Genomic DNA, 20,076 nt, shown 5'->3' with positions numbered 1-20,076 from the left:
ATTCCTCCTGCAGCGCGCTGAGGAACGCAATGAGCCGACTGAGGGCGTTCGCGGGACGCGAGGCATGCGAGCCGCACCGGTCACTGATATACGGCAGTCGATACGCCGTGCACCCACGGCCCTTTAAGCGCGTGCCAGCGGTGATGGAGGGCGCTGACGGGACGCTTGCGAGGATTGGTTTCGAGCCGGCGGCTGCCTGCGAGCGGCGCCTACCGATCAAGCCCTGCAAGCGTTCACGATGCTGTTGTGGACATCACTACCGCTATCGCCTCCTGCGGCACCGCTGTCGTCGGGGGATACGTGGGCCGCATCGGCGCGTTTCCTGCCTCGCCGGGCCATTCCTTGGCGGAACGAAAGGGAGACTTGATGCCGCTCTACCTATAGAGGTTCAGCTACACACCGGGAACTTGGGCGAGGCTGATCGTCCACCCCGAGGACCGCGCAAAGGCCGCACGAGTCGGTCGGCGGGAAGCTCCATGGCTTCTGGTACGCCTTCGGCCGGCACGACGGCTACAGCCTGTGGGAGGCCCCCGACAACGTGTCCATGGCCGCGGTTGCTCTGGCGTTTGGTGGAGGCGGCGCGCTTAGCTCGTTCGAGACGACAGTTCTCCTGACCGTCGATGAAACCATGGATGCCCTGCGTAAAGCCGAACGAGTCCAGTACCGGGCGCCGGGCGCGTAGCGGTCCAGGCCAATGCGTTCTCGGGTGACGAGATGAGCGGTTCGCGCAGGTGCGGCCCTTCGCGGGATCTGCCGGCTGGCAAACGAACGGGACCCCTGATGATCAAGGTTGTCGAAGCGTAAGATCATGAACAGGGGTCGCGTTCGAATGTCGGGCCTTCAGCAGGTCAAGGCCCCCCTCAGGGTCACCCGATTGGAGTAACCGCGCGTGCCGCGGACACGTCGAGCAGTCATTCTGGGAAGACCCAAACGGGCTAACCTCGAGAGGAGTAAGCCATGCGCGTTCGACGACTGCTCGGCCTGACCCTCGCAACCCTGGCCTTCGCAGGAATGAGCGTCACTGCGTCCTTCGCGGCCGAGGCGGCCGCACCCCAGGTGTCCTGGGCAGACTGCAAGTACGCTGGCGGAAACCCGGCAAAGCACAGCAGTGGCTACTGGTACTGCCAGGGCGGCACGTACGATGGCCAGCGGGTCTACGGCAGCAGCGGCTACTGAGCACGTACGACCCAAAGTCGTCGGCTCGCTACCGTGACCCGAGACGCTCGTGCCGACGGTCTGCTCCTCGGTAGTGGACTGACCCAGCCTCGTTGACGCGGCGCGCAGACCCTGTCCGTGTGGAGAACTTCGCGCGGAGTGTCGGGCGTTCATCGCCCGCCCCCGAGCGGATTCGGCGGCAGATCTGCGCGCCCCGGCAATCAGGTAAGACCCGGCCAGGTCCTCGTCGAAGCCGGTGGTCCCCGCTCACCGGCAGCAGGCCGGGCTCGCCATGGGGCGGGGCGTGTGCGGTGCCGGTCGGATGCCGTGGGTGGGGTGTTTTGGGCGTGGATGCCGCCTGGCACCAACTCCAACTCCAACTCCAACCACACCGTGCAGACCCGGGCCTTGCACGTCTACCTGCGCTGGCGCAACGCCAACGCCCGCCGCCGTGACGTCCTGGCCGCCGAGCGTAGGAACGTGCCCGCATCCGAAGCGAGAAGGCATCCGCTGGGGCTGACCGATCTCAGCAGCAGCCTGACCAGGCACTCCCGAGCGAACTTCTCCTTTGCGGCGGAGACGCCTGAGCCTATGCCCGGGGTGCGCCGTCCCACCGCCATGTGGTGAGACGGGGGTGTCCAAATAGTTCGGCGCGTCCGGTGGCCCACAAGAGGGTGGGCCAGGGATCCGTGGACGACGGTGCGTCCGGAAACAGCCGAGCGAGCACCCGAGAGCACAGATCGGCAGGCGGGCTCCACGCGAGACCGAGCCCTTGTGCCAGGTCGTGCGTGTGCACCAGGGTCTCCACGATCCCCATCGCGGCAAAACCCTCGGGGTCCGAGACGCCGAAGACGTGGTGAGCGCGGGTCTGCGAAGGCGTCGTGCGCACCATGGCGACCAGCAGCGCGCCGCTCGCTTCTAGGACCTGCAGCAGGCCGACGGGCCCCGCCTTACGGTTCGCGTGAATGGCGTTCGCTGGGCCGCCGGGACGTCGGCTCTCCCACACGAAGGGAACCTCGCCATTCAAGGGCGGTGTTTTGGGGCCCAGTTGCGCAGCGTAGGCGAAGAGGTCGTCGCTGAGGTGCTCAACGGTTTCCCAGCAGTCCCATTCCAGCGAACCGGCCTTGCCTTCCCACGCGGCTGGGGGCGCCTCGCGAAGGACTGTCACGGCGAGTTGCACGGCAAGGTCGAGGTCGTCCGCGGTGACGGGGGGCTGAGAGAGGGCAATATCGGCTGATCGGGACATGGAAGGACCGTACCGCGACCGGAGGGAGCCATCCCTCCTTAAAAGGGGTGTTTAGCCCAAGTTTGCGCGGTTGTCTTTTGGTTTGGGCTTCACTTCGTCTGGGGCCGCTGAGGTCGCTGTGAGTGGTGGTGCACGAGTCGCGATTCCGGCGCCGTGTTGGCCTGGCTGCTTCTGTTTGGTCCCAAGATGCCGGGCTTCGCGCCGTGTGCTTCGGGCGCCGGTCCGCGCGCCTGGGGCAGGTGGGTAGTTCAGACCATGCCTGAACACCCCGCCGCTATCCGAGCGATCTGTCCGATGCTCGGTGGGAGTGGGTCGAGCCAGTCCTGACCGCGTGGCGATCCGAGCGCCGCGGTCGTGGACTGGACATCGGCCGGCCGCCCGACCACGACCTGCGCAGCCTCCTGAACCCGGTCCTCTACGCCAACCGGACCGGGATCCCCTGGCGCTGTCTGCAGCACGACTACCCGCACTGGAACACGGTCTACGCGTACTTCGCGCGCTGGCAGGAGGAAGGAGTCTTCGATCAGCGAAACAGTCTCCTCCGCCGCCAAGTCCGCAGGCAAGAGGGCCGGGAGGAGGACCGACCGCCTGCGTCATCGACGCACAGAGCATCAAGACCTCCACCAACGTGCCGGCCCGTGAACAAGGCATCGACGCAGGCAAGAAGATCGTCGGCCGTAAGCGGAGCATCGTCATCGACACCGGCGGACTCCTCCTGGCCGTCGTGGTCACCGCGGCGAGCGTGCAGGACTCGATCGCCGGCCAGGCCCTCATCGACCCTGGCCATCGAGCACCCCACCGTCCGCAAGACCTGGGTGGACGGCGGCTACCGCCAGCACCTCGTCGAGCACGCCGCCACCCTCGGCATCGACATGCACGTCGTCCGCCGCGACCCCACCACCAGGGGATTCACCGTCCTGCCCCGTCGCTGGACCGTCGAACGCACGCTGGGATGGCTGACGAACCACCGCCGCTTGGCCCGCGACTCCGAAGCCTACCCACACCGCTCCGAAGCCATGATCCACCTCGCGATGATCAACCTCATGACCCGCAGACTCACCGCCGAATCCACCCCCAGCTGGCGCGGAGCCTGAACTAACCCCATCCCGGCAATCCGGGATGAAACGACGGGATGAAGGGCCTCACCGCCTGGCACCTGCTCCGCACGAGCGGACGCGTCGCCCCGGGCGAATCGGTCGTAGTGCACGCCGGCGCCGGGGGCACCGGCTCAACCGCCGTCCAGCTCGCCAAGACGTTCGGGGCCGGACGTGTCATCGCCACCGCATCGACGCAGGAGAAACGCGACCTCGCCCTCGCCTTGGGCGCGGACGTTGCGGTCGACGCCGACGCGGAGGGTCTGAAGGATCGGCTGGCGGAGGCCAGCGGGGGCCGCAAGGTCGACGTAGTCCTTGAGATGGCCGGCGGCCGGGTCTTCGAGGAGTCCCTCGCCGCCCTCGCGCCCTTCGGCCGGCTCGTCACCTACGGCATGGCCGGCCGGCAGGCGCCGGAGCCGGTCCATGCCGCTCAGCTGATGGGCCGGTCCCGGGCGGCCGTCGGCTTCTGGCTGATGCACGCGACCGGCCGCCCCGGCATGTACCAGGATCACTTGTCCGAGCTGCTGGAGATGGTCGAGGACGGACGCCTCTCACCCCGGGTCGGTCGCGTCTACCCACTCGCGGAAGGGGCTAGAGCCCACGAAGACCTCCCCGCACGCAGGACGGTCGGCAAGCTGGTGCTCGACACCTCGCGCTGAGCCTTCGCCGCGGTTCCTGAAACCGGAGGCCCGCTCGCCACACCAGTGTTTGGCCCACCCCCCGGCCTCCGCGCCCTACACCTGGCAGGCAGCCGGGTACGTGGGGGTGCGGAGGCCGGTTTCCACGGTGTCACCTTTCCGGACCGTCGAGGCCGCGAGGCGGGCTCAGTGGCGGTGAAGAACCTGGTGGGCTCCCGCGTGGGCCACCGAACGTGCCCGCCGTCACCACCGCCGCATCGCATCCGCGTAGGGAGCAAGAACGCGGAGTCGACGGCCGGCAGGGGCGACCTGCTGCACATCACGCCGATCGCGGGCGGCTATGGCCGGCGTGGTCCGCCGGCCCGCGCCCCGCGAGATCACGATCCGGTCAAGAGGTGTCCCGGGGGTCTTGTTTTGCATGCGTGGAATCGATTCCATGCACCCGTCGATGTAATCGATTCCACGAGTGCCCACCCGGTACTCGCACGACTGAACCACAAGGAGGTGGAGCGGCGGTGGCAAGCATCAAGGACGTCGCAGCCAAGGCGGGCGTTTCCGTCGCCACGGTCTCGCGCGTGCTGAACGACCATCCGTCGGTCAGCGCCGACGCACGCACCCGCGTGCTGGCCGCCGTCGAGACCCTGGGCTACCGCCCGAACGCCGTCGCCCGCTCCCTGCGCACCGACCAGACCTACACCCTCGGCCTGGTCATCAGCGACGTACTGAACCCGTACTTCACCGCACTGGCCCGCTCCGTCGAGGAGGAGGCCCGCGCGTTCGGCTACAGCGTCATCATCGGCAACGCCGACGAGCGGCCCGAGCTCCAGGACCATCACGTACGCAACCTCCTGGACCGCCGGATCGACGGCCTGCTCATCTCCCCGACGGACGGCGGCTCGCCGCTGATACTGGATGCCGCCCGGGCCGGGACGCCCATGGTGTTCGTTGACCGGTGGATCCCGGGCGTGGACGTGCCAGTCGTCCGGGCTGACGGGCGGGCCGCCGTACGGGACCTCGTGGCGCATCTGCACGGGCTCGGGCACCGACGGCTCGCGATCATCGCGGGCCCGGCGGCGACCACGACCGGCCGGGAGCGCGTCGAGGCCTTCCGGGAGGCGCTCGGCGCGTACGGGCTCGAACTGCCCGACACCTACATAGGGCAGGGCGACTTCCAGGCCGCGAGCGGCCGGCGGGTCACCGAGGGGTTCCTGGCCCTGGCCGAGCCGCCCGAGGTCCTGTTCGCGGCCGACAACCTGATGGCGCTAGGCGCGCTGGACGCGCTGCGTGCCCGTGGCCGGCGCGTGCCGGACGACCTCGCGCTGGCCGCGTTCGACGACATCCCGTGGTTCGTGCACACCGATCCGCCGATCACCGCGATCGCCCAGCCGACGGGCGAGCTGGGCCGGGCCGCCGTACGGGCCCTGGTCGACCGCATCGAGGGACGGCCCGGCGAGTCCGTCACCCTCCCCGCCCGCCTCGTCGTACGCCGCTCCTGCGGCGAGAACCTCGTAACGAACAGGAGCCAGTCGTGAGCAACGCGGACGAGTTGTTGCGCATCGAGGGCATACGCAAAACGTTCCCGGGCGTGGTGGCGCTGGACGGCGTCGACTTCGACCTTCGCCGGGGCGAGGTGCATGTGCTGCTTGGTGAGAACGGCGCGGGCAAGAGCACCCTGATCAAGATGCTCTCCGGCGCCTACACCCCCGACGCCGGGCGCATCCTGGCCGGGGGTGAGGAGACACGCATCCAGGGTGCGCAGGACTCCGAGCGGCTCGGGATCGCCACCATCTACCAGGAGTTCAACCTCGTGCCTGACCTGACGGTCGCCGAGAACATCTTCCTGGGGCGCCAGCCGCGCCGCTTCGGCATGATCGACCGGAAGAGGATGGAGGCGGACGCCAAGGTCCTCCTCGCACGGGTGGGCGTGAACGTGTCGCCCCGCGCGCGGGTGAGTGAGCTCGGCATCGCACGCCTGCAGATGGTCGAGATCGCCAAGGCGCTCAGCCTGGACGCGCGCGTGCTGATCATGGACGAGCCGACGGCCGTGCTCACCTCTGAGGAGGTCGAGAAGCTCTTCGCGATCGTGCGCAGGTTGCGCGAGGACGGCGTCGGGATCGTCTTCATCACGCACCACCTGGAGGAGATCGCCGCCTTGGGCGACCGGGTGACCGTCATCCGCGACGGCCGGAGCGTCGGGCAGGTCCCGGCCTCCACGCCCGAGGACGAGCTTGTACGGCTCATGGTGGGGCGCTCGATCGAGCAGCAGTACCCGCGCGAACGGGGCGACCGCGGAGCTGCGTTGCTGTCCGTCGAGGGGCTCACCCAGGACGGTGTCTTCCACGACGTTAGCTTCGAGGTGCACGCCGGCGAGGTCGTCGGCATCGCGGGGCTCGTCGGAGCCGGCCGTACGGAGGTCGTACGGGCGGTCTTCGGGGCCGACCCGTACGACCAGGGCACCGTGAAGGTCGCCGGCACCCCGATCGCCAAGTACGACGTCAACGCGGCGATGACCGCCGGCATCGGGCTCATCCCGGAGGACCGCAAGGGACAGGGCCTGGTGCTGGACGCGTCCGTCGAGGAGAACCTCGGTCTGGTGACGCTGCGGTCGGCCACGCGGGCGGGACTCGTCGACCTCAAGGGCCAGCGCACGGCCGCCGGGCGGATCGCCGAGCAACTCGGCGTGCGGATGGCCGGACTCGGCCAGCACGTGCGGACACTCTCCGGCGGCAACCAGCAGAAGGTCGTCATCGGCAAGTGGCTGCTCGCCGACACCAAAGTACTGATCCTCGACGAGCCGACGCGCGGCATCGATGTCGGCGCCAAGGTCGAGATCTACCACCTCGTCAACGAACTCACCGCCGCCGGCGCGGCCGTCCTGATGATCTCCAGCGATCTTCCCGAGGTGCTCGGCATGAGCGACCGGGTGCTGGTGATGGCCCAGGGCCGGATCGCCGGTGAACTCTCCGCCCACGAGGCGACCCAGGACACCGTGATGGCACTCGCCGTCAGCACTCCTTCGACCGGAACGGAGGCCTCCCGTGGCCACTGACACGCTCAAGAGCACGATAGGCGCGGGTGGCGCCTCCGCAGGCCTGCGACGCCTCTTGCTCGACAACGGCGCGCTCACCGCGCTCATCGTTCTCTTTATCGGGATGTCGGCACTGTCCGGTGACTTCCTGACGGCGGACAACCTGCTCAACGTCGGCGTCCAGGCGGCCGTGACCGCCATCCTCGCCTTCGGCGTGACCTTTGTGATCGTCTCGGCGGGCATCGACCTGTCGGTCGGCTCGGTCGCCGCACTGTCGGCCACGGTCCTCGCCTGGAGCGCCACCTCGGCGGGTGTTCCGGTCTTCCTCGCCGTACTCCTCGCCATAGCGACGGGAATCGTCTGCGGACTGGTCAACGGCATCCTGATCTCCTACGGCAAGCTGCCGCCGTTCATCGCCACATTGGCCATGCTGTCCGTGGCCCGCGGCCTGTCCCTGGTCATCTCCGGGGGCTCCCCCATCGCGTTCCCCGACTCGGTCTCCCACCTCGGGAACGTGCTCGGCGGCTGGCTGCCGGTGCCGGTGCTGGTGATGGTCGTCATGGGCCTGATCGCCGCCTTCGTCCTCGGCCGGACGTACATCGGCCGCTCGATGTACGCGATCGGCGGCAACGAGGAGGCTGCGCGGCTGTCCGGCCTGCGCGTGAAGAAGCAGAAACTTGCCATCTATGCCTTCTCCGGCGTCTTCGCCGCCGTCGCCGGTGTCGTGCTCGCGGCCCGGTTGTCCTCCGCGCAGCCGCAGGCCGCTGACGGATACGAGCTGGACGCGATCGCCGCGGTCGTCATCGGCGGCGCCTCCCTCGCGGGTGGCACGGGCAAGGCGTCCGGCACACTGATCGGCGCGCTGATCCTGGCCGTGCTGCGCAACGGGCTGAACCTGATGAACGTCTCCGCGTTCTGGCAGCAGGTCGTCATCGGTGTCGTCATCGCGCTGGCGGTGCTGCTCGACACCGCTCGCCGCAAGGCCGGGGCGGCGCCGGTCGCGGCGGGCACCGGTGGCGACAAGGGCAGGCAGGCGGCGACGTACGCGCTCGCGGCCGTGGTCACCGTCGCGATCGTCGGTGCCACGTCCTTCCTGCACAACGGCTCCTCCGCCACAAGCAGCCCGAAAATAGGCCTGTCGCTGTCAACCCTCAACAACCCCTTCTTTGTGCAGATCCAGGCGGGCGCCCAAGCCGAGGCGAAGAAGCGGGGCGTAGACCTGACCGTCACGGATGCCCAGAACGACGCGTCCCAACAGGCAAACCAGCTGCAGAACTTCACCAGTGCCGGCCTCGGCGCGATCATCGTCAACCCGGTGGACTCGGACGCGGCCAGCAACTCGGTGAACGTGGCCAACAAGGCGAAGATCCCGGTCATCGCGGTGGACCGTGGCGTCAACAAGGCTCCGGTTGACACGCTGGTCGCCTCCGACAACGTCGCCGGCGGTGAACTCGCCGCTAAAACCATCGCCGACAAGCTGGGCGGCACGGGCAAGATCGTGATTCTGCAGGGCCAGGCCGGCACCTCCGCCGCCCGCGAGCGCGCCCAGGGCTTCGCCAACGGCCTCAAGGCCTACCCCGGCATCCAGGTCGTGGCCCAGCAGCCCGCCGACTTCGACCGCACCAAGGGCCTCGACGTGATGTCGAACCTGCTCCAGGCCCACCCGGACGTCCAGGGCGTCATCGCCGCGAACGACGAGATGGCCCTAGGCGCGGTCAAGGCGCTGGGCTCCAGGGCCGGCACGTCGGTCTCGGTGGTCGGCTTCGACGGCACGCCGGACGGACTCAAGGCCGTCGCGGGCGGCACGCTGTACGCGTCCGTGGCACAGCAGCCGTCGCAGCTCGGCAGGATGGCGGTGGACAACGCCCTAAAGGCGCTCCAGGGCGAGAAAGTCGAGGAGACGGTGAAGGTGCCGGTGAAGGTGGTCACGAAGGAGAACGTCGCCGGCTTCAGCGGCTGACATCGGGCAACGGCCGGGCGGTCGTCCACCACCGGTGGGACAGCGCGGCCATGTCACTCACGTGGGGAGACAACTTGTGTACGACTACGACCTCCTAGTCGTGGGGTCGGCCAACGCCGACCTGGTGATCGGAGTGGAGCGCCGGCCGGGTGCCGGTGAGACCGTACTCGGCTCCGACTTGGCCGTCCACCCGGGCGGTAAGGGCGCCAACCAGGCGGTCGCCGCCGCCAGACTCGGTGCCCGTACGGCTCTGCTGGCCCGGGTCGGCGACGACGCGCACGGCCGGCTGCTGCTGGACTCCCAGCGAAAGGCCGGTGTCGACACGGTGGGTGTCCTGGTGGGCAGTGCGCCGACCGGGGTCGCGCTAATCACGGTCGACCCGACCGGGGACAACAGCATCGTCGTCTCGCCGGGCGCGAACGCCCGGCTGGCCCCGGAGGACGTGCGCGCCGCCGGGTGCCTGTTCCAGCGCTCCCGGGTGGTCTCGGCGCAGTTGGAGATCCCGCTGGAGACCGTGGTGGAGGTTGTACGGAATCTGGCGCCCGGCAGTCGCTTCGTCCTGAACCCGTCGCCGCCGCGCCCTCTACCGCCAGAGGTACTGGCGGCCTGCGACCCGCTGATCGTCAACGAGCACGAGGCGAAGGTGATCCTGGGCAACTCCGCCGTCGGGGACGCTCCCGAGGAATGGGCGCGGATCCTGCTGGCGAAGGGCCCGCGGTCGGTGGTGGTGACGCTGGGCTCGGAGGGCGCGCTGGTGGCGTCGGCGGAGGGCGCCGGCCGTGTCGCCTCTGTGCAGGTGGACGCGGTGGACACGACGGGCGCGGGCGATGCGTTCACGGCCGCGCTGGCCTACCGGCTCGGTGCCGGCGAGTCCCTGGCCCAAGCGGCGGCGTACGCGGCTCGGGCCGGGGCGGCGACAGTGACGAAGGAGGGCGCGCAGGTGTCCTTCCCGACAGCGGCGGAGGTTGCTGCCTTGTGAAGAAGGCCGGAATACTGAACCGGCATCTAGCCGGTGCCCTGGCCGAACTGGGCCATGGTGACGGGGTGCTGGTGTGCGACGCGGGCATGCCCGTACCGGACGGCCCGCGGGTGGTGGACCTGGCCTTCCGGGCCGGAGTGCCGGCGTTCGCGGAGGTTTTGGACGGGCTTTTGGCGGAGCTGGTCGTCGAGCGGGCAACGGCGGCGGAGGAGGTACGGCGGGCGAATCCGCAGGTGTCGAAGCTGCTGGACGGCTACTTCCCCGCCCTGGACCTCGTCCCGCACGGGCGCCTCAAGCAGCTGTCGGCGGGAGCCCGGCTCGTCGTCCGCACGGGCGAGGCACGGCCGTACGCGAACGTGCTGCTGCGCTGCGGCGTCTTCTTCTGAGACCACCAGTACGGTTTCGAGGGGGCCCGGTCCGTCGACCGGGTCCCCTCGGCCTTTCGCTCTCCGCCAGGAACCCTGCGAACCCTCCCGGAGTCCCCCCGCGCGGCCACCGCCCCGGGCTACCACTGTCGGGGTGAAAGGTCGATCGGCCGTGACCGGGTCCGTGCAGGATCCCTGCGGGTCCGCTGACCAGGTACGCGCGCCTGGACGGCGGGCCACGGCCGGAAGTGCCGCCGGTACCGGCGGTGGTCCGAGGCCGGGGCACGCGCCGTGCCTACCGGAGCCGTCACGGCTGGGGAAAACCTCAGAGCGGGCCGCTCCGCTGGTGGGGCGGCCCGTCTCGAACGAGCGGGCCTCATCGCCCGCAGCCTCGCGTGCGACGAGGGCATCGACGCCGACCCGGAGTCGGTCGTGGTCACCGTCGGCTGCCAGGAGGCGATGTTCTTGGTCCTGCGGGCGCTGCGCGCCGACCCGCGCGACGTCCTGCTCTCGGTCTCGCCCATGTACGTCGGTCTCACCGGCGCGGCACGGCTGGTCGAGATGCCCGTCCTGCCCGTCGCCGGCGGCGCGGCGGGCATCGACCTGGACGACCTGGTCGCGCAGATCCGCGGCGCGAGGCAGCGGGGGCAGCGCCCGCGGGCGTGCTACGTGATGCCCGATTTCGCCAACCCGTCCGGTCTAAGCATGGACCTGGCCACCCGGCGCGCACTGCTGAAAGTGGCCGAGCAGGAGGACATCCTCCTGCTGGAGGACAACCCGTACGGCCTGTTCCACCGCGGTGGGGGAAGGCCTACCCTCAAGGCGCTGGACACCGGCCGTCGCGTGGTCTATCTGGGCTCCTTCGCCAAGACGGTGCTGCCCCCGGAGCCAGGGTCGGCTACGCGGTGGCCGATCAGCGCGTCCGCGACGCGCAGGGCGTCACAGGCCTGTTCGCCGACCAGCTCTCCAAGATCAAGAGCATGGTGACGGGGACGACACCGCCGAGGGCGGCACTAGCCAGTACCAGGCGCTCGCGGCGTGTCAGGCGCGTGCGGGACATGGGACCTCCACAGATTGTGGTCAGCGGGTGGGTAGCCGGCCGGCTCGCTATCCACGTTCGGACCTGCAGGAAGATCGACTCCCGGTTGCGACAAGGCGCGAACCAAGTCGCCTATTCGGGCTGTTCAGCCCATGCCGGGCACGGGGGTGGGGAACGATGATGCGATGAGTCGCGACACGGGGGGCGGTTCGGTGAAGCGGCCGCGGCCGCTGGAACGGGCACGGGTGGGATGGCCGCGCCCTCTGCAAGAGCTGAAGGACCTGCTTTACGAGGTGTACCTGGCGGCGGGTATGCCGATCCTGGATGAGATCGCCAAGGACATCGCCGCAACCGACGCCGAAGAGCGCCTGGTGATGGGTGCGCCGAGCCGGGATACCGTGCGTCGCTGTATCAGCGATCCGGTCCTGCGGACGAGCAGATCGCCGCCCTAGCCACACGGGCCGCCGCTGACATCGCCGTCGACAACCCGTCTTTGGTGGCCAGGCTGCTGGACAGCCTGCGAGCGGTCGGGGCGGACGAGCAGGTCGCCGGCCTGGTTGCACGGCTTCCTGCCGCAGGGGGCTTCCATCAATTCATCAAGATCAGCAGCCAGCTAGAGCAGTTCCGACTCGGGCGGGAGCCCGATGGGAGTGTCGCCACCTCGTGGACATGGGAGGACCTGGCGTGATCCACCCGCGTTCGCAGACCTCGATTGATGGAGCACTGCAGTTACCAGCGCCAGGGCAGCGGACCACATCGTCCAACTTGGTCACCAACATGCCAGAAGAATCCTCGGATAGCCGTTAGGCATGTGAAGAGCTGCTACATAGCTCACATGCCTTGACGCCTCAACGGCACCCCGTGACCAGGCACCTGTGCCCCGGCATCAGCGTCGAAGACCATCGCGTGGTCGATGTGCTCCCCACCCGTGAAGCCGGGCCGCTGGCCGGGTGGTTGATTCGTTACCCCGGTGTCGAGATCATCTGCCGGGACCGAGCGGGCGCCTACGCCGAGGGTGCCCGGCGCGGTGCCCCCGGAGCTCTGCAGGTCGCTGACAGGTTCCATCTGTGGCAGGGTCTCGGCCGAGCCGTGGAGACCTGCGTCGCCGCCCATCGCGACTGCCTGCGCAACCCATCGCCCAGCGGCATGCTGCCAGAGGCCACCGGACTGGTTTCCGGTCGACCACAGGACGACTCGGAGCCCGTCGGCCGGCGGGCCGAGCGGAAGAAGGCAGCACACGCCCTGGTCCACGAGCTCCTGGCCTAACTGATCGTTTCAGAATGAGATTCGTTGCGGGGCTTGGTAGTTGGGTGTGGTGTCGGCAGGATCTGAGGTGTGTCTGCTGATCTCGTGCCTGATGACTTGTGGGAACGTGTGGCCCCGTTGTTGCCGGGGCGGCCGGCCAGGTGGTTTCGGTATCCCGGGCGACTGCCGGTGGATGCCGTGCCGCCTTGAGAGCCATCGTTTACGTGCTGTGCAAGGGAGTGAGCTGGCGGGACGTTCCCGCCGAGCGGATCGGCTGCAGCGGTGTGACGGCCTGGCGCCGGCTTCGGGACTGGACCGAGGCCGGCGTGTGGCCCCGCCTCCACGAAGTCCTGCCGACCGAGCTGCGGACCTCCGGGCTGCTGGACATGGATGACGCTTCGATCGACGCCTCGCACGTCAGAGCTCTCAAAGGGGGGCTCACACCGGACCTTCGCCAGTTGACCGCGCCCGCCCGGGGAGCAAGCACCACCTCATCGTCGACCGGCACGGAACCCCACTCATCGTCTCCCTGACCAGCGGAAACCGTCACGATGTCACCCAGCTCATGCCTCTGATCGACGCGATACCCCGCATCCGCGGGCTTCGCGGACGGCCACGTCACCGGCCCCGCCAACTCTTCGCGGACCGCGGCTACGACTTCGACAAGTACCGTCGTCTGATCAGGGCCCGCGGCACCACACCCAAGATCGCCCGCCGCGGCACACTTCACGGCTCCGGCCTGGGCAAGACCCGCTGGTCGTCGAGCGCACCTTCGCCTGGCTCCACCAGTTCAAACGCCTTCGAATCCGCTACGAGATACGAGCCGACCTTCACCTCGGTCTCCTCCAACTCGCCTGCAGCATCATCTGCTTACGACGACTCCGAACCTCATTCTGAAACGATCAGTAAGGCCACTCACGCCGGGCGATCGCCCGGCACCTGGGCTGGGGCCTCAACACCGTCCTCCGGTACGCGAACGCCGCACGCTGGCAGGACACGAGAATCGCCCCCGACCCAGCAGACTGGCCCCCTACAAGCCCTACCTGGAGCGACGCTTCGCCGCGGGATGCACGAGCGTCACCCACCTCCACAGTGAACTCTTTGTCGACAACGCGCCCGTCACCTACCAAATGGTCCGCTCCCACATCGCCACCTCCGCGGGGCTCCGACTGGCGCGCCGCCGCGGCCGCCGACGGTGCGGGAGGTGACCGGCTGGCTCACCCGGCACCCCACGACCCTGAACGAGGAAGACCGGGCCGGCCTCAAGGAGGTCCTGGCCCGCTGCCCCGAACTGGACAAGGCCGCCGGACACGTCCGCGACTTCGGCGAGATACTCACCGACCGCCTCGGCTTAACGCTCCCCACCTGGATCGACGCAGTCGACGCCAGCCAGCTACCCGGCCTCACCGGCTTCGCACTCCACCTGCTCCGAGACCTCGACGCCGTGACAGCCGGGCTCACTCTCGACTGGAGCTCCGGCAGCATCGAGGGCGCCGTCAACCGCATCAAGAAGATCAAGCGGCAGCTCTACGGCCGAGCCGGATTCGAACTACTTCGCAAGATGATCCTCCTCCAGTAACACTCCGCAACTCCTCAGGATCTTTTGCCTACGGAGTTGTATCGCGCAGGTCGGGACGGTTCCTTGGCAGTCCGAAGCCTGCCATCTCCTTTTCCTCGTAGGACAGGAATCCCAGGCTCCGGTAGAACGCGTGGTTGCGCTTGCCCTCAGATGACGACTCGTGGTCCGTGGACAGGAGGAGGAACCGGCAGTGGGAGTAGCGCCGCATCAAGTGCTCGACCAGCGCCCGGCCAACCCCCTGCCTGTGGTTCGCCGGATTGACCACGACGTCCTGGACGTAACAGATGTGCTCGTCATCGGAGACGGTCCGTGCCAGTCCGAGGAGCGCTCCCGATCCGTCTCGTGCCGTGATGACGAGGTGAGAGTTCATGAGACCGCGGCAGAGCTTGTCGACGTCGCTGGTGTAGCCCTCCCAGCCGACCGAGTCGTAGAGGTTCAACATCTCAACAGGATCGAAAACGCCCTCTTCTGCTATGAACATGTCGATCCCCTATGCACTGGTGCCACTTCTCACCGTCAACTCGACACCACACACGTCGGGCACGTCAAGATCGATTTACTGTCGGACCCGGCCGCCTCTCGCGGGCTCCCCGGCTCGTGGACGGGTACTGGGGAGACGGACAGGACACGCGGCGGTCTCATGAGACCCTGGTAATCGAACGCTGGAATGACGCTCCGCGACGGCTCCCCAAGATCTGTGCCAGAACCCACAACCCGTGAATAAAGCCACGGCCGGGGAGTTCGGCGACGCCGTAGAGGACGATCCGCTCGAACTCCGTCACCTCCCCCGGAGCGGCGTCGCTGGCTTCGTCGATCGCCTTCAATAGCCGCGTCGACCGCTCCTGATCGGCCTTGGCCCGCCGAGGACGGGCCGCATGCGACTGCATCCTTTGGCTTACTGCGTTTTCCGCCCTGAAGAGGACGATCTTGCGGCACCGCCGCGAGAGGGTTGATCCATGCGCACTACCATCGGATACACCGTCGAAAGCATCGGCTACGTCGTAGGAGCCCAGGGGCTTGTCAGCTTCGCTTCGCAGACCCTCTTCGGCACGGAGTGGGGCTGGATGCACAAGGTCGTCGACCTCCCGTCCACCGCCTACCTCGGCGTCGTCGCCGCGGGGCTGGTGCTCATCGTCGGCGGCGTGAAGACGCGGAAGAGGCCCCGGCGCCAGAAGGTCGCCTGACCGGAGGCCCTTCGAAGCCCGCTGCCGCGTAGAGAAATCACAAGGTCTCCGTCGGCACGGTCACCCGGTCGAGCGTCTGCTGGAACGCCGCGCCACGTCGTGAGGGCCCACCGATCCGCCCGTACGCGCCCGCGGCGTGGAGCGGGGCGGTGCGACCCGGAGACGATCGCGGCGTTCCTGCGGACCCGGGTATACCGGCTCGAGTCCCTCGCCCAGCTCGCCGAGACCGTGGCCGGCGGAGTCCTGCCCGCGATCCAGCCCGGCATCCACTTCGACGCCGACGAGCTCGGGCGATGGCTCACGCGGCAGGCCCGCGGCTGGGCACAGCTATCCCCCGAACAGCAGGAACGACTTGCCGCGCTCGGCGTGATGCCCGCCCAGGCGCCGTCACCCGCACCGGCCGCGGCCGGTGCGGCGAAGAGCGGTACCGGCAGGGCGTAGCAGGCGTTCCAGCGGGGCCTGGCCGCCCTCGCACAGTACGCCGCGCGGGAAGGCGCCGACCGGCCCGTGCCGATCGGGCAGCACATCGCCAACCTCCGGCGGAGAGGCGGCCTCGGCAAGGACACGGAACGGGCCCGCACCCGCGCGCAGCGGCTGACCGCGATCGACCCGGACTGGAACTGTCCCTGGCCACTGGACTGGCAACGCCACCACCGCATCCTCGCGGACCTGGTCGACACCGGCGGAGTCCTGCCCTACATCGCGCCGGGCGTCATCTTCGACGGCGACGACCTCGGACGATGGCTGGCACGGCAGGCTCGCGCCTGGGCGCAGCTGTCGACTGAGCAACAGGAACGGCTAACCACGCTCGGCGTGACGCCCGTCCAGACGCCCGTACCGGCCCCCAAGCCGGATGCGGCCGGTACGGCGACGGGCGGTTCGGGCAAGGCGCGGCAGGCGTTCGAGCATGGTGTGGAGGCGCTCGCGCAGTACGTCGCGCGGGGGCGGCCTGCCCGCTCGCTCCGTGGTCGAGGTCCTGCCCCGGCCGCGCCCGGGTCCCGCGTCCGGGTGTCCCCGGCGGCGGCCCGCTCCCGCTCCACCACCACCCCGGCTGCCGCGGCGGCTCCAGGCCGGCAGGCCGCGGCGGAAGCCGCGCTCCCCGCCCACCGTCGGCAGGCCGCACCGGCCAGGGGCGCCGGACGGGCCCGGTAGTCCCGGTGCCGCAGGACCCGGCCCGGCCCGGCTTGGCCGGACCGTAACGTCCGGGCCCGGTCCGGACTTGTAGCAGGTACAGCAGACGCGACACGGACGACGAGGGGACCGCGTGGATACGAATGAGGAGTTCGACCGGCTGATGAAGTCGGCGGCCCGGGTGCGGGTCGTGCCGCTGTGGGAGGGCCCGATGCCGATGGCGCCGGGGACGTGGCCGCGCGCCGCCGCCGTGTTCGCCGACTTCGCCCGCGCCCGGCCGGGAACCGATGAAGCAGTCGTGGTGCACGCGGTCGCCGCTCTGGAGCTCGCGCTGGCCTCGCTGGAGACCGGCCCCCTGGCCTCGCCGGGGACCGGCCCCGCCGCCGGGGAGTACGTGTCAGCAGGACGCTCAATGCCTGCTGAAACATCCCTGCAGATCACCACCGGGCCGAGGGGGCGGAATCGACCCGGAGAGGGGCGCAGCCACCCCAGCCCTACGTCCGGGAGACACCCCCGCCCACGCTGCGGCCGAACAGCCCGCAGACCCAGCGGTCGCATCAACCGAACATATTGCGTACATAGAGCGTACGGGTGGCCTGGGGGCTCCGGGCGATTCCGATTCGCACCTGCCACATACAAGACCACCACCGTACGTGCGGACGGAGACACGCAAGGCGAGCAGCATCGCCGCGATCCACGGGGCCGGTGCCACACGCCAGAGCGGACATCGCCGCTCTCTTCCGTCTCAGACAGCGCCTTGACGACGATGCACCCCGCTCAGCCTGAGCAGAGCCCTCCTCCCTGCGCTGCCCGTAGGTCCAGGAAGGCCGGTGCGATGTACGCAATACGTACGGTTCGCGAGGAGTCCGTCCGACCCCAGCTCTAAGCCCACTCCACCCCGAGTGCGGCGAGCGCGGCCAGCTGGGCTTGCTCGAGCTTGTCGCGGCGGGCCTTGAGATTCCCGTACCAGATCCCCGTACGGTGCTCGGCGCCGTCGGGCAGCACCTCGACCACGGAGCGCGCGGGCAGGCCGCCCTCCCGCGCGACGTACTGCGCGAGCGCCTCCACACCCCGCTCGAACGCCTGCCGCGCCTTGCCCGACACCTTCGCACCGCTGCCCGCGCCCGCGGGCGCCGGGGCGGGAGCCGCGAGTTGTGCGGGCTGCGCTTGGTCGACCTGCACCTTCGCGAGCAAACCACATGTGGCCAGTGCCGGGGGCCGCACGTCCACATCTGTCACCGCGAGGACAACGCCAACCGGGCCCGGGTCAAGACCAGCTCAAGCACTGGGCCCGCACCCAGCACCCGCTGCCCGGCCCCGCTCCGGACGGACGCGTCAGGGGGCGTCGAACACGACTTCGTCGACGCGGCAGGACTCGGCAGACATGTTGCGCCGCATCATCTGCAGGGCCGCTTCCGCGAGGTCGGCGTGGATGTGCGCGAGGGCGTCGGTGGGCACGGTGACCCGGTAGTGCCTGACGTGCGCGTCCAGCGCGGAGTACAGCACGCACTGCTCGGTGACCTGCCCGCACAGGACGAGCCGCTCGATTCCCAGCTGCCCCAGCAGATAGGCCAGCGGCGTCTCGAAGAAGATCGAGTGACGGGCCTTGACGACGAAGAGCGACTCGTCGTCGGGGGCGACGGGCTCGACGAGGTCGCGGTGACGGCCGTCGAGGGCAACCCGCAGGAGTTCACCGTGGTGGGAGCGCCACTGCCCGAAGTTGTCGTTCACGTAGATCACGGGAGAGCCGCTCGACCGGGCGCGCGCGAGGAGCGCGACGATGCCCGGCAGCGCCCGGCGGACGGAGGGGACGAGCACATCGGCATCCTCGTGCTCATAGGCGTTGATCATGTCGATCACGACCAGTGCCGTCCGCGCCATGGGAAGCAGCCTTTCGTCACGGGCCCCGCTCGCGGCGCACCGGCCGGCCCGGGCCGCGCGCGGGGGAGTGCGGAGCACCGGGCTCCCCCTGCGCAGGGGGAGCGGCGGGTCATCCAGATGCCCACCGCCATGCATGGCTATGGCATCAGCTTTCATCGGTTCGCCCTGCCCCGCAACGCAGCGAGGGGCAGTGCGCCCGCCCGCGCCGGACACCTTGCGATGCACGGAGCCGGACACCGCGGGCCTGACCGGCGCTACTGTGACGACAGGACCTACCGTGACCGGTATGTACCTGCTGCTCATCTCGGACACGCACGTTCCACGACGGGCGAAGGTCCTGCCGCCCGAGGTCATGGCCGAGATCGACAGGGCCGACCTCGTACTCCACGCCGGGGACTGGACGGACGCGGCGACCCTGGACCTGGTCAGCGGCCGGGCGCGTCGCCTCCTGGCGGTCCACGGGAACAACGACGGCCCGGAACTGCGGAGCCGCCTGCCCGAGGTCGCGTACGCGACCCTGGAAGGCGTGCGGTTCGGCGTGGTGCACGAGACGGGGCCGGCCCGGGGCCGGGAGCGCAGGTGCGCGCAGAGCTTCCCCGACCTGGACGTACTGGTCTTCGGCCACAGCCACATCCCCTGGGACTCCCTCGCCCCGGGCGGTCTGCGCCTGCTGAACCCCGGCTCTCCGACCGACCGCAGGAAGCAGCCGCACCACACCTACATGACGGCCCACGTCACGGACGGAGCCCTGCGCGAGGTCCGCCTCCACCGACTGCCGGCCCGGCCCCGGCCCCCCGCGCCCGGGCAAGTTGCGCCGAGGGGGTGAGCCGGCGCGTGTCGCGCCGTAGGTCGGCCGCTCCGGGCCGCGAGACGACAGCATGGCCGGACGGTTCCGTCTGTCCTGGCGAGAAGGATCTTGTGTGGTTACGTCGACCTCGACCGAGCCCGTTACCCCGATCCACGTACCGGGCCGCACCCCCGGACGCGTGATCGTGTCGTGGCTGACGACGACCGATCACAAGAAGATCGGACACCTGTACCTGATCGCGTCGTTCGGGTTCTTCGTCATCGGCGGCGTGATGGCGCTGCTGCTGCGGGCGGAGCTGGCTCGACCGGGGATGCAGATCGTCTCGAACGAGCAGTACAACCAGATCTTCACCCTGCACGGCACGATCATGCTGCTGCTCTTCGCGACGCCGACTTTCGCCGGGTTCGCCAACGCGATCATGCCGCTGCAGATCGGGGCACCCGACGTCGCCTTCCCCCGCCTGAACATGCTGTCGTTCTGGCTGTTCCTCTTCGGTGGGCTGATCGTCGTGGCGAGCCTCCTCACCCCCCAGGGCGCGGCCGACTTCGGCTGGACGGCCTACACCCCGCTCAGCGGCAAGGTGCGCACGCCGAGCATCGGCGGCGACATGTGGATCATGGGTCTGGCGCTCGCGGGCTTCGGCACGATCCTCGGCTCGGTCAACTTCGTCACGACGATCATCTGCATGCGGATGCCCGGCATGACGATGTTCCGGATGCCGATCTTCACGTGGAACATCCTGCT

The 20,076-nt window shown here is 69.3% G+C and carries 19 protein-coding genes and 5 pseudogenes; 20 read left to right on the top strand and 4 right to left on the bottom strand.

The window, feature by feature from the left end; all coding sequences use genetic code 11:
• Positions 1-496: 496 nt before the first annotated feature.
• The 3 genes and pseudogenes from ACFWU6_RS27430 to ACFWU6_RS27420 all read left to right on the top strand — a co-directional run.
• A pseudogene (locus ACFWU6_RS27430) lies at positions 497-682 on the top strand (GYD domain-containing protein); the annotation flags it as partial.
• 275 nt (positions 683-957) lie between these two features.
• Positions 958-1,176 carry a hypothetical protein gene (locus ACFWU6_RS27425; protein WP_383811789.1) on the top strand — a complete coding sequence of 73 codons (219 nt, stop codon included), beginning with the start codon at positions 958-960 and terminating at the stop codon, positions 1,174-1,176.
• Between the two features lie 342 nt (positions 1,177-1,518).
• Positions 1,519-1,675: pseudogene (locus ACFWU6_RS27420) on the top strand (IS630 family transposase); the annotation flags it as partial.
• Positions 1,676-1,744: 69 nt separating this feature from the next.
• Here ACFWU6_RS27420 and ACFWU6_RS27415 read toward each other — a convergent pair.
• On the bottom strand, positions 1,745-2,401 hold the full coding sequence (locus ACFWU6_RS27415; RefSeq protein ID WP_383983582.1) for a hypothetical protein: 657 nt from the start codon (positions 2,399-2,401) through the stop codon (positions 1,745-1,747).
• A 287-nt stretch (positions 2,402-2,688) separates the two neighbouring features.
• On the opposite strand from ACFWU6_RS27415, the pseudogene ACFWU6_RS27410 reads away from it, so the two are divergent.
• From ACFWU6_RS27410 to ACFWU6_RS27355, 12 genes and pseudogenes are all read left to right on the top strand, one after another.
• Positions 2,689-3,495, top strand: a pseudogene (locus ACFWU6_RS27410) (IS5 family transposase).
• A gap of 38 nt (positions 3,496-3,533) precedes the next feature.
• Positions 3,534-4,154, top strand: coding sequence for a zinc-binding alcohol dehydrogenase family protein (locus tag ACFWU6_RS27405; RefSeq protein WP_383983580.1), 621 nt, complete (start codon positions 3,534-3,536; stop codon positions 4,152-4,154).
• 494 nt (positions 4,155-4,648) lie between these two features.
• Positions 4,649-5,665 carry a LacI family DNA-binding transcriptional regulator gene (locus ACFWU6_RS27400; RefSeq protein ID WP_383811780.1) on the top strand — a complete coding sequence of 339 codons (1,017 nt, stop codon included), beginning with the start codon at positions 4,649-4,651 and terminating at the stop codon, positions 5,663-5,665.
• Positions 5,662-7,182 carry a sugar ABC transporter ATP-binding protein gene (locus tag ACFWU6_RS27395; RefSeq protein ID WP_383811777.1) on the top strand — a complete coding sequence of 507 codons (1,521 nt, stop codon included), beginning with the start codon at positions 5,662-5,664 and terminating at the stop codon, positions 7,180-7,182. The genes ACFWU6_RS27400 and ACFWU6_RS27395 overlap by 4 nt, the downstream gene beginning before the upstream one ends.
• A complete protein-coding gene (locus ACFWU6_RS27390) occupies positions 7,172-9,121 on the top strand; it encodes a substrate-binding domain-containing protein (RefSeq protein ID WP_383811774.1) in 1,950 nt (649 codons plus the stop codon). The genes ACFWU6_RS27395 and ACFWU6_RS27390 overlap by 11 nt, the downstream gene beginning before the upstream one ends.
• A 76-nt stretch (positions 9,122-9,197) precedes the next feature.
• Positions 9,198-10,100 (top strand): ribokinase, encoded by a 903-nt coding sequence (locus ACFWU6_RS27385; protein WP_383811771.1) that lies wholly within the window; start codon positions 9,198-9,200, stop codon positions 10,098-10,100.
• Positions 10,097-10,486: a D-ribose pyranase gene (gene rbsD, locus ACFWU6_RS27380; protein ID WP_383811768.1), complete on the top strand. Its 390-nt coding sequence runs from the start codon at positions 10,097-10,099 to the stop codon at positions 10,484-10,486. The genes ACFWU6_RS27385 and rbsD overlap by 4 nt, the downstream gene beginning before the upstream one ends.
• Positions 10,487-10,840: 354 nt before the next feature.
• Positions 10,841-11,475 (top strand): annotated as a pseudogene (locus ACFWU6_RS27375) (aminotransferase class I/II-fold pyridoxal phosphate-dependent enzyme); the annotation flags it as partial.
• A gap of 214 nt (positions 11,476-11,689) precedes the next feature.
• Complete coding sequence (locus tag ACFWU6_RS27370; RefSeq protein WP_383983578.1) at positions 11,690-11,956, top strand: hypothetical protein; 267 nt, start codon at positions 11,690-11,692, stop codon at positions 11,954-11,956.
• Between the two features lie 409 nt (positions 11,957-12,365).
• On the top strand, positions 12,366-12,770 hold the full coding sequence (locus ACFWU6_RS27365) for a transposase (protein ID WP_383983576.1): 405 nt from the start codon (positions 12,366-12,368) through the stop codon (positions 12,768-12,770).
• Between the two features lie 69 nt (positions 12,771-12,839).
• Positions 12,840-13,646 (top strand): annotated as a pseudogene (locus tag ACFWU6_RS27360) (IS5 family transposase).
• A 307-nt stretch (positions 13,647-13,953) separates the two neighbouring features.
• Positions 13,954-14,328: a transposase gene (locus ACFWU6_RS27355; protein ID WP_383813199.1), complete on the top strand. Its 375-nt coding sequence runs from the start codon at positions 13,954-13,956 to the stop codon at positions 14,326-14,328.
• A 28-nt stretch (positions 14,329-14,356) separates the two neighbouring features.
• On the opposite strand, the gene ACFWU6_RS27350 is transcribed toward ACFWU6_RS27355, so the two are convergent.
• Positions 14,357-14,809, bottom strand: coding sequence for a GNAT family N-acetyltransferase (locus ACFWU6_RS27350; protein WP_383813197.1), 453 nt, complete (start codon positions 14,807-14,809; stop codon positions 14,357-14,359).
• A gap of 475 nt (positions 14,810-15,284) precedes the next feature.
• Between ACFWU6_RS27350 and ACFWU6_RS27345 the strand changes: the two genes are divergently transcribed.
• The 3 genes from ACFWU6_RS27345 to ACFWU6_RS27335 all read left to right on the top strand — a co-directional run bounded on the left by ACFWU6_RS27345 (position 15,285) and on the right by ACFWU6_RS27335 (position 16,664).
• Positions 15,285-15,512: a hypothetical protein gene (locus tag ACFWU6_RS27345; protein ID WP_383813196.1), complete on the top strand. Its 228-nt coding sequence runs from the start codon at positions 15,285-15,287 to the stop codon at positions 15,510-15,512.
• A gap of 99 nt (positions 15,513-15,611) precedes the next feature.
• Complete coding sequence (locus tag ACFWU6_RS27340) at positions 15,612-15,953, top strand: helicase associated domain-containing protein (protein WP_383983574.1); 342 nt, start codon at positions 15,612-15,614, stop codon at positions 15,951-15,953.
• 66 nt (positions 15,954-16,019) lie between these two features.
• Positions 16,020-16,664 (top strand): helicase associated domain-containing protein, encoded by a 645-nt coding sequence (locus ACFWU6_RS27335; protein ID WP_383813192.1) that lies wholly within the window; start codon positions 16,020-16,022, stop codon positions 16,662-16,664.
• A gap of 861 nt (positions 16,665-17,525) precedes the next feature.
• On the opposite strand, the gene ACFWU6_RS27330 is transcribed toward ACFWU6_RS27335, so the two are convergent.
• Together ACFWU6_RS27330 and ACFWU6_RS27325 are read right to left on the bottom strand one after the other, a co-directional pair.
• On the bottom strand, positions 17,526-17,825 hold the full coding sequence (locus ACFWU6_RS27330; protein WP_383813237.1) for a hypothetical protein: 300 nt from the start codon (positions 17,823-17,825) through the stop codon (positions 17,526-17,528).
• 153 nt (positions 17,826-17,978) lie between these two features.
• Complete coding sequence (locus ACFWU6_RS27325; protein ID WP_383813235.1) at positions 17,979-18,524, bottom strand: isochorismatase family cysteine hydrolase; 546 nt, start codon at positions 18,522-18,524, stop codon at positions 17,979-17,981.
• Between the two features lie 286 nt (positions 18,525-18,810).
• Here ACFWU6_RS27325 and ACFWU6_RS27320 point away from each other — a divergent pair, with 286 nt between their 5' ends.
• Both ACFWU6_RS27320 and ACFWU6_RS27315 read left to right on the top strand, forming a co-directional pair.
• Positions 18,811-19,350: a metallophosphoesterase family protein gene (locus tag ACFWU6_RS27320; protein WP_383983599.1), complete on the top strand. Its 540-nt coding sequence runs from the start codon at positions 18,811-18,813 to the stop codon at positions 19,348-19,350.
• A gap of 94 nt (positions 19,351-19,444) precedes the next feature.
• Positions 19,445-20,076: cbb3-type cytochrome c oxidase subunit I (locus tag ACFWU6_RS27315; protein WP_383983572.1), on the top strand; the 632-nt coding region annotated here is incomplete at its 3' end.

Source organism: Streptomyces sp. NPDC058674 (assembly GCF_042716505.1).
Classification (GTDB): Bacteria; Actinomycetota; Actinomycetes; order Streptomycetales; family Streptomycetaceae; genus Streptomyces.
This window is presented reverse-complemented; position numbering and strand designations above follow the sequence as displayed.

Excerpts from the sequence above, each read along its gene's own strand:
- ACFWU6_RS27425 (WP_383811789.1), top strand. The coding sequence starts at position 958 with ATGCGCGTTCGACGACTGCTCGGCCTGACCCTCGCAACCCTGGCCTTC.
- ACFWU6_RS27415 (WP_383983582.1), bottom strand. The coding sequence starts at position 2,401 with ATGTCCCGATCAGCCGATATTGCCCTCTCTCAGCCCCCCGTCACCGCG.
- ACFWU6_RS27405 (WP_383983580.1), top strand. The coding sequence starts at position 3,534 with ATGAAGGGCCTCACCGCCTGGCACCTGCTCCGCACGAGCGGACGCGTC.
- ACFWU6_RS27370 (WP_383983578.1), top strand. The coding sequence starts at position 11,690 with ATGAGTCGCGACACGGGGGGCGGTTCGGTGAAGCGGCCGCGGCCGCTG.
- ACFWU6_RS27350 (WP_383813197.1), bottom strand. The coding sequence starts at position 14,809 with ATGTTCATAGCAGAAGAGGGCGTTTTCGATCCTGTTGAGATGTTGAAC.
- ACFWU6_RS27345 (WP_383813196.1), top strand. The coding sequence starts at position 15,285 with ATGCGCACTACCATCGGATACACCGTCGAAAGCATCGGCTACGTCGTA.
- ACFWU6_RS27325 (WP_383813235.1), bottom strand. The coding sequence starts at position 18,524 with ATGGCGCGGACGGCACTGGTCGTGATCGACATGATCAACGCCTATGAG.
- ACFWU6_RS27320 (WP_383983599.1), top strand. The coding sequence starts at position 18,811 with ATGTACCTGCTGCTCATCTCGGACACGCACGTTCCACGACGGGCGAAG.